This window comes from Sinorhizobium sp. CCBAU 05631, from assembly GCF_002288505.1.
Lineage (GTDB): Bacteria > Pseudomonadota > Alphaproteobacteria > Rhizobiales > Rhizobiaceae > Sinorhizobium > Sinorhizobium fredii_C.
In genome coordinates, this window is sequence record NZ_CP023066.1 from 59252 (window position 1) to 72137 (window position 12886).

Genomic DNA, 12886 nt, shown 5'->3' on the forward strand with positions numbered 1-12886 from the left:
GCTGTCGCAGTGTACCGCGCGACTCGAAGACCAAGAGTAGCAAGCATCCTACTTCCCCTCAATGTTGACCATGTTCGCGGCTTCGAAATCAACGACCAGAGTGAACCATGGCGCGGGTCCATCCTTGCCGACAAGCGTCTTGAGCCGAACCGGACCTACCGGATCGCCCACGGCCCCATCCATAGCCTGCGGCACCTCGGTCTGAATGCCTCCCTTGATGGTCATTTCAAGTGGTCCGAGCACTTTGATAGGCTTGTCGAGGAAATTTGCGACGGAATACTCGCCGGGGTGCCACGCGACTTCCGGCGCAAACCCGTGAACGAATTCGATGGTCAGGGCGACGGCGTCGCTCGGAACGTCGAAACTCTTGGTCCGCTTGAAGCTGTCGTTCGCATAATACCGTTTGCAACGCTTCTGGAACCAGCTCGTATGGCAGCTTTGATGGCTAAAGCGCCGATATGTCCGCTCCCAGGTGCCTAGATCCTTCGTTACGCTTTCGATCCGCAACGCCGTCACAGTATCGCCAGCATTCAGTTCCGGCACCCGTTCCGCGATATCGGGCACGCGCGCTTCCCAGCGGACGGTCGCCTCGTCCAGGTGGGTCACGACGATTTGCACTGGGATGGAAACTTCTTTTGCTTCGGCGATGGACCATTCCGCCGACCAGGCGATCGCCCCAAGACCCAAGACCCCGACGATCCTTGCAAGAATCTTGTGCATTTCACTCCCCGTCCGCAACAGCGCTGGCGGGCACGGAGACGACCAGAACGGCGCCGACAACGGCCTTGGTCGCATTCAGGTGCACTGGCGGCCCCTGGCAAACCGCAGAACGGTCGGCTAATGCCGGATCGGGCCACCCCACGATCATTGCCTCGGCTAGCCGTTCCGGGGCCCACAGGGAATCGCCACCGTCCCTGGCCCTTTGGTCGACGCTGGAATCGATCCCTGCGGCGCAGCTCTCGACAACCGTCTCATCCGAGCGGGGCTGGCCGGGAAGCACCACCAAGAATGCGCCACGCTGCAGATCTGCCGAGGGGTTGCTCGCGGCATCCGTGGCACAGCAGGCCCAGTACATTCGGGTCGGGTCCAGCAGCAATAGGTCCGAAGCAATGCGCGATTGGCCCCGCCACACGCCGGCGTAGAGAACGACACTTTCCGATCGGCAGTCGGCAATCCCATGCGTAGCGGCCCCGTCGCACGGCGACTGCGCGTAAGCTGCAGTGCCGGATGCGACCACCAACCAAATGAAAAGATGAACCAACCCCCTCACGGCGCCCCCTCCCGGCCCCTCCCAGATACCTCTCTGGTACCTCAGACTGTAGTCAATCCCTCAATGTCGTGACCCAGATCGAACGTGATTGAAATCTTTCCGGCAACTTCGCGGCGCGCAGGCATCCAGCCAGTCGGCAGCATCCGTCGGATTCTCGAGTACTTCCCCCGTTAGAAGCGCAGCCCTTGGTCTACAACGTTCAAGGGAGCCGCGACTACGTCACTGATCGCCAGTAGGTACTGCCTTACATTGTTAGAAGTTTATCGTTGTACTCGGTACGTTAATGTCGCACGCTCCGAACAGGGCGCCGATAAATTCCTGCTTAAACTCGTATACAGTTTTCCCCTCTACGGAGACTATGTAACTTGGATATCCATCATGACAGCCGCTTAGAACGATCTCTTTTGCGCTTTTGTCGACAGTTATGTCCAATTTATAATCGATATTTGGGATGATAATTATGCCTGAAGCAGTCTGTCCGGTGGCCTTGAATGCTGCCACACTACCGGAAAATTGCACGTTGTTGATAACAAACTTGTCGCGAATACTGGATAGATTCGTTCCGGACAGTGAGGTGACGCCTGTCTCAAACGTATTTGAGATTTGTTTGGTATCAAAATGAATCGTTAGCGTTTGCCGCGACTTTAGACCGGCTTGGAAGCTGAGAGCTGCCTGCCTAATTCGAGTCTCTATGACGACGTTTATCGTCTGGGCGGCAGCATCGTTCAGATATAGTGGGAAAAGGATTGCGCCCGTTATTGCAACGCGCAAATTAACAGTTGACATGCACTTTCCCCCCACAAAGCGCTCTATGAACTAAACTACTTGTTGCCCTCCATTGTCAATCCGGAAATTGCTGCAGTGTCGTGCTGATATCGTGGAAAGAGCGAAATTGAAGCAAATGATCGCATAATGCGATTTATGGAACTAACGTGTTGATTTCATTAAATAAAGCTTAAGTAGCTGGCTGCGTTGCCGGTCCCCGCGCTGGCCGACCGGACCATCCGTGCGGAAGGAAGGCCGGAAGTTTCTGTGGCTGTTGGTAGAAGATGTAGCTCATGAAGGAGCCGAAATGCGCTTTAGCATCGCACAACAGGTCATCGCATTTCAGAATGGCGTCGAGGTTGTTACCAACGGCTTTCCAGTGAATGCGCTCCTCTTCCTTTAGCGAGTAGCCCACTGCGGTTCGCAGGACGACCTGGGCGCGCGTCATGCCTCCCGAAGCGAGGAAGGACTGAACAAATCCTTCGTCGCTGATTTCCTGATGATCGTGCACGGTCGAGAGGACAGCCCAGACCACCGAATCCGGTACGTGCTCGGTCCGAACGCCGGCCGCATCGTGCAGGTAGGCATCGGAAATCTGGAATAGTGCCTGGTACCCGTCTGGAGTCGCCTCCTTTTCGCCGATCCGCGTCACTTCGAACCGGATTCCGGCGCCATCCTTTGGAACTAGATAATAATCACCAGCAAGGATGCTCATTAGGTCATTAATGATCGCCAACTCTAAATCGATCACCACAGACTCTTCGTCGATCGGCCTCGCGATGGACGGGTCAAACAAAATCCAGAATCCCAAAACGCGAGGGCGCCAGGCAATCAGAAGTGGCTGCTTTAGGAGAGCAGCATATGAATGCAGGCGCTGCAAATACGAAGTCTTGATCTTTAGCTGCGCATCCTTAGTGGTCTTGACTTCGACCAATGCAGTGCACGTCTTGCCGTCCGCCTGGAACACCGCAAACAGATCGGGGACGGTCCACGAATTGCGGGCCGGATCCTCAAGAACGTCATCGCTGAGCCTATGGACGAAGGTGCACCATCCGAGCCAGCGCAGAATTGCGGCGAATTCAACCTCCGCGGAAAGGCCGTATTCGACGTGCTGGACCTGTCGAGTAAACTTATCAATGTCACTTACATCCCAGCCAACCTGCTCCGCCGCCCTGACAATGGCATGTGCGGCATCCGTCGACACGAACGGCTTGGCCGTTCGTCCGAGCCCAGGTATTGGCGACGGTCGGTCTATTGACTGGTCTTTCATGGCACTCCGTTCCCGCTGGCGCACTAACGCTATTCATTGTCTGATGACAACGATGGTCTCCGCTGCGACCTTAGCTCAACTTCACACCTTTGTGGGTCCCGCACCAACAGAAGGCCCGCTCAGCGGGCCTTTTCAGACGTCTATGATACGAGCTCACCCGAAAGGCAGGAAATAGCGTCGGATAGCCTTCGCAATGCTGTTCGAGAAGATCAGCAAAGCCCCTACGGCCAATAGGATTGTCAGCTCGAGCCTGTAAGTTTTCGGATCGTGAATGATACTGTCGATTCCGACCGGCAGGAGCTGGAAGGCGAAGATCAATCCCAATGGCAGGGCGAAAAGAACACCACGCGGCATTGAAAAGAGGATCAGGAATGGTGTGAAGATCACCATTCGCACGGCCTTTTCCGTTGCGGACAGCTTATGCGCCTCAAGGTCACGAATTGGACGCAGATATTTCGGCAGTGTCATATCCGGCCCCTTTCGTGCCGCGGTGAGCATTAGACTAACGCTACACCAAATTCAATCATGGGAAAACCTCTTGCTACCGCAGGTTCTAAGACGTTTTCTGTGTCGGCTTCGGAAGCATCATCGGTTTTGCCCCCTCAATAGACCGTCCCATGTGATTCGCCATACCCAGCGCCGCTGCATTGGTTCGCATTGCCGTATGAGCATCGAGATCGTCGCCGATGTGATCGAACCAGCGGAAGATCCTGCCAGGGAATTCGGCGATCAGCGAGAACGAGCGCTCGATGATGACGAGGTAGACCGCTGCCATGAAAATCATCACGACGAAGATACCGAGGAACCAGGCGAGGCTTACATGGCTGTCGCCCACGAGTGCTTGGGCCGAAGTCAGCGCATAATAGAGCCCGCCGTTGATCAAAACGCCCATGATACGGAACAGGATCATTCCGAGCAGCAGCCCAAACAGCATGAGGACGGGCGTCAGCGTCAGCGCCAGGACCATCACATAGCCTCGACGGGCTTGCTCGCCACCCATGCCCTTCCCTTCCATCGAGAGGTGCGCGATCGCCCATAGCGGGGCGGCAAAGATTGCTTCCATGACGAGCAGGAAGAATGCCCCGATCCCGATGACCCATGTCACCATCGGGACCATCGGCAGCACGAATGCGAGGAACATTCCGACCGCGCCGATGCCACTGATGATCCAGCCCACAAAATTCGAAAGCACGGCGATACCGTTGCCGACATAGGGTACAACTGCCAGCACCGAGAGCGCGATTATCGCGGCCGAAACGTAGAACGTGACCTGCGTTCCGAATGTTACAAGACCGATCATCGGATCATTGGTCGCCCGCGTCGGGTTCAGGAATTCGAGCGCTTCATAAAGCGTACCGGCCGAGGGCATCCAGTCCGAAATGTCGCCGCCGCTATCGGCGAAGGCGACACGCTCGTTGACGAAGGCCTTGATGCCGCTGCGGGCAACGCTCTCGTTCCACCATTCGACCGTGCCATTGTAGGTCGCGGAGATCTGGTCGAGGAATTTCTTGGCGTCGCCGTCGGCCGAGCCGAGCAGATACCAGTTGTTGTCGGCATATTGCGACGCAATCGCGTTGTGGACGTTGCCACTCGGATTGGAAGCCGCGCCGATCGCACCGCCTGGGGTGGCTTTCGGCAAGGCCGTCGCCACAGCGTTGGAATCGGCCGACAGACGGGCAATCAACTGATAATAGAAGCCGGCCTGGAGCCAGCCGCCATTCTTCAGGTTGCCGGCGAGAGCGACGCTCTGTTCGTCGCCGACAGGCGTCACCTGCAGCGGCTCGTCTGCCTCGGTGATGTCCTTGCCGGCCTTCTGCAGCTTATCCTCGCCGATATATTGCTTGAGGATAGCAGCGTGCTTTGCCCGCCAGCTCTTGAGGTCTTCCCGAAGGTTTCGATAAGCCGGAAGTGCCTGGCGCTTGCTGACGGCCTGTGCAAGCTGCGCCGCGGTTCCCGTAAAACTGTCAGCCGTTTGGGAGACCGCCGTTTCCATGTCCTTGATGTAATCGTCGTAGGTCTTCCCGGCCGCTTCGGCGAGGCGCTGAAAGCCTGTCGTCTGCCCGGGCAGGCTGACCATGCCGCAAGCGCCGTAGGAGTTCGGCAGGCTGTAGGCCATCTGCCGGATGCCCGAAACGGTCTGCCAAGGGCCGCGCGCTATGCCATCGAGGCCGTCGCCGCCCTTGGAAACCTCAAGATTGTAGACGGCCTGGCAGAGTTCCATGCGCCACAAGGCTTGCAGGAATTGACCATCGAGCGCGTCATAGTCGCCGCCGACAACGGGGATCCGCTGTTCGACGATCAGGTCTACCGTCTCGTTCCAGAAGAACGAGGCCGTCGCCGTGCTGACGTTGACCATGTAGGCGATTGCATGCTGAGCGGCGTTGTAGCCCGTCGGCATGGGAACCAGGGCGCCGACTGCCAGAATGGTCCGCAGCGGAACCCACATCGCAGAATGCCGGCGTCCGAGAATTTCGCCCTCATGGGCCGATTCCGTGACGCCGACCACGATGTTGTAGATGAAAAGGACCGCCGCGACAGCGAAGAACAGGACGTTGAAGTTGGCAATCAGCGACGAAACGAGGGTTTCTTCATTCGGGCCGGCGAAGAGCGGCCCGAAGATCATGTTCAGGAAGGAGTTGGACCGGGTATCGCCCTCGCCCTTGATGATGTCGGCAATGTTGATGTCGTCGGCACGTGCGACACTTGCCGAAATCATCCAAGAAAGCGCGAGGAGCCCTACCCGGTTCATGTCATTCGTCCTTGGAAAGGATCTGCATATTGGAAGGCAGACGGTCGTTGAAATAGTCGCGAACCGATCCGACACGGCCCTGTCGAATCTGCCACGCGCGGAAATCCGCCTTCATGGAGAGAGCAAAGGCGATCATGGCGAGAATGCACCCGCCAATCAGGAGGTAGAAGGAACGATGGCCGAGCAGATACAGCACGGGGATCGCGCCGAGTGCGGCACATCCCGTGATCATGTAGATGCTCGAATCTCGGTCCCAGGCCGCGAGCGCCGCTTCGATCTCGGTCACCTCGAGATCGCGGCTCAGCTCCTTGAAACGCTCTATGCCACCGTCCCGGTAGCGATCGCCGAAACTTCGCGCCCGCAACCGGCCCTTCGGCCGCAGCTCGTCGATCGTGTTCTGAACATTATCAACCGCATCAGTTGCGGCATGAGAAGCGGCATCGAAGAATATCCTCGCACCGAACAGGCGCTTGGTGTTCCAGGCTGCAAACCGGCGAATGCGGCCCTTCTCACTCATTGCGCGTTCGCCGTCGTGATGGTCGTGCGACTGTCGCGCTCGTCGAGGCTGTTCGATAGCAACGCGGCAATGGCGGCCGCCTGCCGGCGTTCCAGATTGAACCGCATCCAATCGACATGAAGATTGAGCGCTTGAGCCAGCAACTGTTCGCGCTGTACGGCCTCCGGCGACATGCCCGCCAGTTCCTGGTGCCACTCGGGATTGGCGAAACGCGAGCGGACGAAAATATCGACCGCCTGCAACTCCGAAACGTGGTCGCCGACCTCAAACGGATAGGATTCCGTCACGGCTTTCTTCGCCCATTCGGCGAGCTGCTGACCGCCGGTCGGAGCGGCGATGTCACCGAGATAGCTGTAGACCGCGTGGGCGGCCGAACGACGCGTAGCATCGACCTGGCGTGCGGCTACCTGCGCACGGCCCGCTGGCGTCTTCAATTCCACTTGTGTGATCGGCTTCGGCGGGATCGGATCGACCATGTTGTTGATCATCCGGACGTAGGCCTTTGATATGTCGCCGTCCGATGTATCGAGCGTGATCGCGTCGGTCAGGAGGCGAACATCCGAGGTCGGATCGGCGAGACCCCCAACGTTGCGCAGTGCGTCGCGATCGGAAACGATCGCATTGGCGACGGCCAGGCCGCCCTCCATTACGGGTTTGCCGATATCTTCGTTGCCGTATGACCAGTTGCGGGACGCGTTTGCAACGTCATTGCCGCCGTAGCCGGCAGCCCCCTGCCCCGCTTTTCCCATGGTGAAGATGCCCGAGAGATCCAGGCAGGCCGATGTCGCCGGGTCATACCGGCCTCCTTCGGCAGCAGCTCTCGCCTTCTGCCTCTCTCTGATGGTCTCGGAGAGTTGCGCAGCTTCCTGCGTGCGCGAATTGGCTTCGATCGCGCGGTTCTGATAGGCGCTTAACTGCGCAACCCCCTTGAGGATGGTCTGTGCAATCTGATTGCCGACATCCGTGGTATGGGTGTTGATGTTCTCCTGGGCGCGTTGGACGATGTTGCGAACGGTCCCGCAATTGCAGCCAGAAGCAAACGCGTCGCTCCCCGCGGAAAGGCTGACCAATGCGGTCCCGGCAAACAGGAGCGATTTTATGATTGCCTTCATCACAGGCCTCCCGGTCCATAGAGATCGTTGTAAAGTTCGTTAAGCAGCGAGCCGTCATTCTCGCGCCGGCCGGAATTGTTGACCGACGGCTGCTGCAGGTTCAGCGAACCACCTTTGTAGTTGTAGTCGAGCGTCGGGACCGATCCGCCGCCCATGCCGCCCGGCAACTGCAGGGAGTCGAACGAGGGCAACTGCAGCGCCGATTGAAGCGGTTCCGTCACCTTGTTCCACGCATCCTGCGCGTAGGAGCAAATTTGTTGCTCCGCGTTCGACGTGGCCGAATTGAAGAGGCTGGTGAGGTCCGGCACTTGGATTGCAAAGTCGAGATTGACGTTGAACAGATTGTCGAGACATCCGAGCTGGTCGAGCGCCGGCGGCTTCTGCAGAGCCGCCTCGTGACGCTCCACTTCCTTGTCGATGCCGGCACGGATCGCATCGACAAGGTTGACCTTCACCGTGTCGATGCAGCCCTTCCCTTCTGTTTTGAAAAGCTGTTCGATCTGGTCCGCCTGAGCCGGAACGGCCGCGGCTGCAAGAGCCAGGCCGCTCACGGCGCAAATTGCCAGTTGTCGGAGGGTCCTCATAGCGTTGCCTTCTCCCCTTGGAATGGTGGGATTTCTCGAATCAGAACCGGCCGTTTCGTGCCGATTCCGGGGAAGCCTTCGGTCTGGTCGTACATGCCGCCACCGACGTCGCCGCCAAGGCCGCCAGTTCCGTCAAGACCGGCGAAGGATTGGCCGTTCATCGCAGCCATGCGCTTGAGCAAGTGTTCCTGCAGTTCGGCATAGGACGAGAAACCGTTCGCGCTCAGATAGGAGGCAGGAAGCACGCTCGGATCGAAACCACTGGCGACCCAATCGTTCAGAGCGCCGGCGCCGAGGAAATGCGCAGCACCAAGCAACCCGTCCTGGGTGATTTCTACGCCGTTGATCGTCTGACCGACCAGACCGCGGGTTTCGCTGCTCATCGAAGACCAGTTTCGTTCGGCAAGCTCATAGTTCGCCCGGTCCTGCAACGAAGCCCCGGCGTTCGAATAGCGAAGGTCGTTCAGGCTATTGACGCCAGCCGATTTGGCTTTGTCGGTGGCGTAATAATTGCGCCAATCGCCTTTGGGTCCGCTTCCGTCGTATTGGAAATAGCCGAGCTGGTTCCAGGTGCCGGCAGTGATCTGGTACTTGCCGACAGCACTCCCGCCATTGCCGTTAAAGATCGAATAGGAATCGCCACCTTCGAGCTTCGCGGTGTTGCTGTTGTAGTCAGCCTTCGCCCCGATCGGCAAAAACAATGAAAAGGCGACCACTAATCTCTTCATCGCTTCTGCCCCGCAATGGTGATCTTCATCGGTTCAATCACCGATCGGGGCTCTTTCTCGCCGAGCGAATAGGTCGCAACGCCATCCCGCGTCGCGACCTCGACCATGCGGCGATCGTTCTCGTCTCGCTCGTCGATAACAGAGAAATCCGGCCCCCAGGCAAGGACGACGTCGATGACCTGTTTCTTGCCGTCGAGGAAGACAACCGGGCAGGCCGAATTGCCGCAATAGTAGGTTGAGCTTATCAAAATCGCAGCTTCATCGCCGGATTTCAGATTGATGTCTTGAGCAGACACATTCGATGGTTCGAGCGGTTCGTAGCCACCTTTGAAGCGCTCCTTGAGGGCTCGAGTGGCCGCCTTCAATTCCTCCTCCGTGGGTGTCCGGCTCTTCCGCTCCTGCGGGACCGGTTGTGCCATGTACGCCGTTCCCGACCATTGCCAAAGGCGCCGGCCGTCAAAGATCGGCTTCATCCCGGTTACACCGACCGCACCAAGCCCAACAGTTTTGCCCGGCATCCGCCAGACTTCGAGCCATTGCTTGTCGTCGTAATAGAGGGCCGCCACGTAGCAGCCCGTCGCGCAGCCACGCGCTTCGCCCAGGCGAACGACGATCTGGTCATAGCCATCCGTGGGCTCCTCGAGCCAGATGCGGTTTGCCTGCACGACCCTGTATTCCCGGCCATACATCTTCCGGGCCGTGGCCGTTGCGTCTGCGTCCGTTGTCTCGAAATCGATCGTTTCCGTGACGATCTGATCAGTGGGCGATTGCGCTATAGCCGGCGCATACATGCTGACGGCGAGCAGTGCAGCAACCGCCGGCATTCCTGTGTTGCGAAGAAGATCAAAGACGATCGGCGGGAGCGTCGTTTTCGTTTTTCGTGTCATGAAGCCTCCTTGATCAGCTCATCGGCAAGCTGGCGAATGGCATTGCCGCGAACCTTGTCATCGATCGCCACGCCCCGGTCCTCCATGTCGGCAAGACGGCGTTCGATCGTCTCCTTGGCCGATCCAGAGGGAAAGCGGCGCGCAAGCAACCGTCGCGCCGCCTTGGACCCAAGGGCCTCGTAGAGCATTGTGCGAAGCGAGGTATCTTCAGCCGTGGTCGAAAGCGCCCAAATCTCGATTGGGCCAAGCTGGTTGAACACATGCTGGACGTAGGTTCCCGACTTGAGATTGAGCATCGCCAACAGTGGCGCCCCCTCCCCTTCTATTGGCCCGCGAAGACCTCGCATGACGTCCATGATCGAGGGCGTCAGGTTGTAGGTCGATGCAATCTGACGAATGGAATCTTCCGTCGGCACGTTGCAGAACCAGAAACTGTTCGCGAGCTTCTGGACGCTAGGGTCGAAGTCCTCGAGGAGCTGAGAGGCAAGCGAGATCTGGACGCCGGCCTTGCGGCCAACGCGAACGTCCTGGATTACCTGATCGCGAATGCCGAGCCCGCCCGTCAGGTGATATTCGTCGAAGCAGAGCCGTTTCGGCATCTGGCGGTTATTTTCGATCCGCTGGAGGTGATAGGCGCGAACATCATCGGTGAGATCCAGTGCGCGCACTTCGTCGGCATCCATCCAAAAGTCCGACGTCAGCGCGTGACGCGCCAGCATGTACATGATGGCGGTCTGACGCTTCGCTTGCGGACCGCTCTTCGCCGTCACGCCGGCGAGATCGAAGGCGATGATGCGGGCGTTCGACACATCGAACCGCGTCGGCCGTCAAGGATCGGATAGTCGCGGCAGGCCGCTGTCAACATGCGCTGGAAAGCCTTCAGCACATCCTCGCCGGTCGGCACCTTCATGTCGCGGAACGGTTCGCGCACGATCTCCGAGTTCGAGATGTTCACGAGGTCAGGTAGCGTCGGCACAGCGTAGCGCTGTGCTAATGCCGCCTCATGATATTTGCCCTTCGAGAACAGAAAATCGGTGATCTCGTACCAGGTCGTCGCCGTATCGATATCAAAACCGAGCTCGTCGAGTGCCGCATCGACCTCGAACGAGTCCGAACGGGCGTAACGCTTCGGTGAGCGGCTGTCGCTGAAGAACTTATAGGCTTCGTCGATCGTCGCGCCGGCAAGGGCGCTAATGCCGTCGTAAGTCGCCTCCTCGCCGTCCGGCGTGCAAATCAGGCAGCACAGATTGACGAGGTAAGCACGCTCGTATTCGAACGGCGTGCGCATGCACAGTTGCAGGTCAAAAGGATTGACCGAATACTGTTCCGACATCTTCAGCCGGTGGAACACCGCCTCGTGCCGACGATGGACGGGCAGCGCGTCCCGAATAAGGCTGATCAAGCCAGAGGAAGACGGGCCGATATCGATAATCGAAATGCGCGGCAATAGCCCTTCATTCGATCGGCTCCGGCCCGACTGGCGCGAAAGCGCCACGCCGAGATTGATCGAATTCATGAGAACGGATTTGCCGGAACCCGGTGTGCCTACGATCAGGTCCACCCACCCCAATTGCTTCGAAGAACCCGGCTGATAAGGCCACAGCTTACCGTCCTTCGTTCGAAACATGACGGAACCAAGTTGCCATGGGCTCGCAGGACGCGCGATCGGAGCGAGCGCGAACGCATCGGCCAGACTTGCGGCGGCCGCCGGCGCTGTCGATTGCGCGTTGAGCGCCAAGGTCGAGGACATGACGCATTGGACCGGATCCCCAACCAATGCGTCCGTCTGGCAGTTGCCCCAACGCTCTACCGTTCGCCGCAACGTGGCGACATGCCGCTGCAGGAGCTCCATCTGCGTCTTCGGCGCCCAGGCCGCGAAGGAGCAGCGCCAACGAACAACCGTGTCAGCCGCGCCGTCGTCGCGACGCAGCTTCTCAAAGGCCGCCCTGATCCGCGAATTGTGGATCGGGGCCGTCCACGTCATCATGTTCGTATAGGTTTCCTTGAACGCCTGGCCCTGGAAACCTCCGGAATCGATCAGCATCGACACGCGCCAGGAGATGCGTTGATTGCTGTCGAGAACGCGCCGGATCAGCTCGTTGAATTGAACGACGACCTCTGGTCCGAGCGAAATGTCGAAACCCGAAAAGGCGGTCTCGCCAAGCTGTACCGTCGTCTGGTCGATCACCTCGCCATGCTCGCTGATGAGCTGGCGGGCCAGAAGCGGCCAGAGCATGTTCGACACATCGGTCTTTTTCAGCTCCCTTGCCGTCTTCGGCATCCTGGCGCGGGCAAAATCGCCCGGCAGGATCGCTTTCCAGCGTTCGCCGGCGATCAGATATTCGGGATTGAGGACGCCCTTGATCTCAGCAAGCGCCTCGTGAACCTTCAAGGGTTCGATCTCTATCCCGACAATGTTCGATTCCCTCACCAGTGCTTCGCCGAAGGACCGGTGTCGCGTCATCAGGGCGTCGATCGCCAATGACGGCCACTGCGCATGGCGCATTGGCGGAGCGCCCCGCGCATCGCGCCTCGCCTTTTCTGAGCTTGTCTTGATTTCCTGCCGGGTCAGCAGGGTCGGGCGCGACCAAAGCGCGGTGAAGCAGCGCTCTCCCGTCAGACGTTGCGGCAACAGTTGCCGGCGCTCGTCGATCAGGTCGTGAATGTCGAGACCCGTATCGGCCGCCACGCCTTCGGTGACAGCCAGGGCACGGTTGATGTCGGCAGCTCCCAGGTCCGGCGTATGGCCGAACCAGAATTGAAGCGTGTAGCCGGGTGCCCCCAATTGAGAGCTGAAAGCAAGGCGGAGATCGGTCACCGCCTTGCTGATCTCTTTCTCGCCCGGCATGGACCGGAAGCCTTCGAGCCGGAACATGGTCACCAACGAGCCATCGTCGGCAACAAGCGTGTTCTCGCCCTCCGAAGTCACGAGCCGGCAATAGCCGTCCAGCGACTTTCTGAGCGCTGATCGGCCGATGACAGCCGCCAGCGAGTCAAGCAATCC

Annotated in this window: 12 protein-coding genes; all 12 read right to left on the reverse strand. The window is 58.8% G+C overall.

The window, feature by feature from the left end:
* Positions 1–48: 48 nt before the first annotated feature.
* The 12 genes from SS05631_RS30465 to SS05631_RS30520 all read right to left on the reverse strand — a co-directional run bounded on the left by SS05631_RS30465 (position 49) and on the right by SS05631_RS30520 (position 12883).
* On the reverse strand, positions 49–720 hold the full coding sequence (locus SS05631_RS30465) for a hypothetical protein (protein ID WP_037424804.1): 672 nt from the start codon (positions 718–720) through the stop codon (positions 49–51).
* Between the two features lie 802 nt (positions 721–1522).
* Positions 1523–2056 (reverse strand): hypothetical protein, encoded by a 534-nt coding sequence (locus SS05631_RS30475; protein WP_037424798.1) that lies wholly within the window; start codon positions 2054–2056, stop codon positions 1523–1525.
* Positions 2057–2225: 169 nt separating this feature from the next.
* Positions 2226–3305 carry a hypothetical protein gene (locus tag SS05631_RS30480; RefSeq protein WP_037424796.1) on the reverse strand — a complete coding sequence of 360 codons (1080 nt, stop codon included), beginning with the start codon at positions 3303–3305 and terminating at the stop codon, positions 2226–2228.
* A gap of 153 nt (positions 3306–3458) precedes the next feature.
* A complete protein-coding gene (locus SS05631_RS30485; protein ID WP_157213208.1) occupies positions 3459–3803 on the reverse strand; it encodes a hypothetical protein in 345 nt (114 codons plus the stop codon).
* A gap of 55 nt (positions 3804–3858) precedes the next feature.
* Positions 3859–6054 carry a DotA/TraY family protein gene (locus SS05631_RS30490; protein ID WP_037424791.1) on the reverse strand — a complete coding sequence of 732 codons (2196 nt, stop codon included), beginning with the start codon at positions 6052–6054 and terminating at the stop codon, positions 3859–3861.
* Position 6055: 1 nt separating this feature from the next.
* Entirely contained in the window at positions 6056–6571 is a 516-nt protein-coding gene (locus SS05631_RS30495; protein WP_037424788.1) for a hypothetical protein, read from the reverse strand.
* Complete coding sequence (locus tag SS05631_RS30500; RefSeq protein ID WP_037424786.1) at positions 6568–7683, reverse strand: hypothetical protein; 1116 nt, start codon at positions 7681–7683, stop codon at positions 6568–6570. The genes SS05631_RS30495 and SS05631_RS30500 overlap by 4 nt, the downstream gene beginning before the upstream one ends.
* Complete coding sequence (locus SS05631_RS30505; protein WP_037424784.1) at positions 7683–8267, reverse strand: hypothetical protein; 585 nt, start codon at positions 8265–8267, stop codon at positions 7683–7685. The genes SS05631_RS30500 and SS05631_RS30505 overlap by 1 nt, the downstream gene beginning before the upstream one ends.
* Positions 8264–8995, reverse strand: a complete 732-nt coding sequence (locus SS05631_RS30510) for a hypothetical protein (protein WP_157213207.1) — start codon at positions 8993–8995, stop codon at positions 8264–8266. Before SS05631_RS30510 ends, SS05631_RS30505 begins: the two co-directional genes overlap by 4 nt.
* Positions 8992–9882, reverse strand: a complete 891-nt coding sequence (locus SS05631_RS30515; protein WP_037424780.1) for a hypothetical protein — start codon at positions 9880–9882, stop codon at positions 8992–8994. Before SS05631_RS30515 ends, SS05631_RS30510 begins: the two co-directional genes overlap by 4 nt.
* Entirely contained in the window at positions 9879–10691 is an 813-nt protein-coding gene (locus SS05631_RS32460) for a hypothetical protein (RefSeq protein WP_244412313.1), read from the reverse strand. The genes SS05631_RS30515 and SS05631_RS32460 overlap by 4 nt, the downstream gene beginning before the upstream one ends.
* Complete coding sequence (locus SS05631_RS30520; RefSeq protein ID WP_245369191.1) at positions 10649–12883, reverse strand: hypothetical protein; 2235 nt, start codon at positions 12881–12883, stop codon at positions 10649–10651. Before SS05631_RS30520 ends, SS05631_RS32460 begins: the two co-directional genes overlap by 43 nt.
* Positions 12884–12886 lie beyond the last annotated feature (3 nt).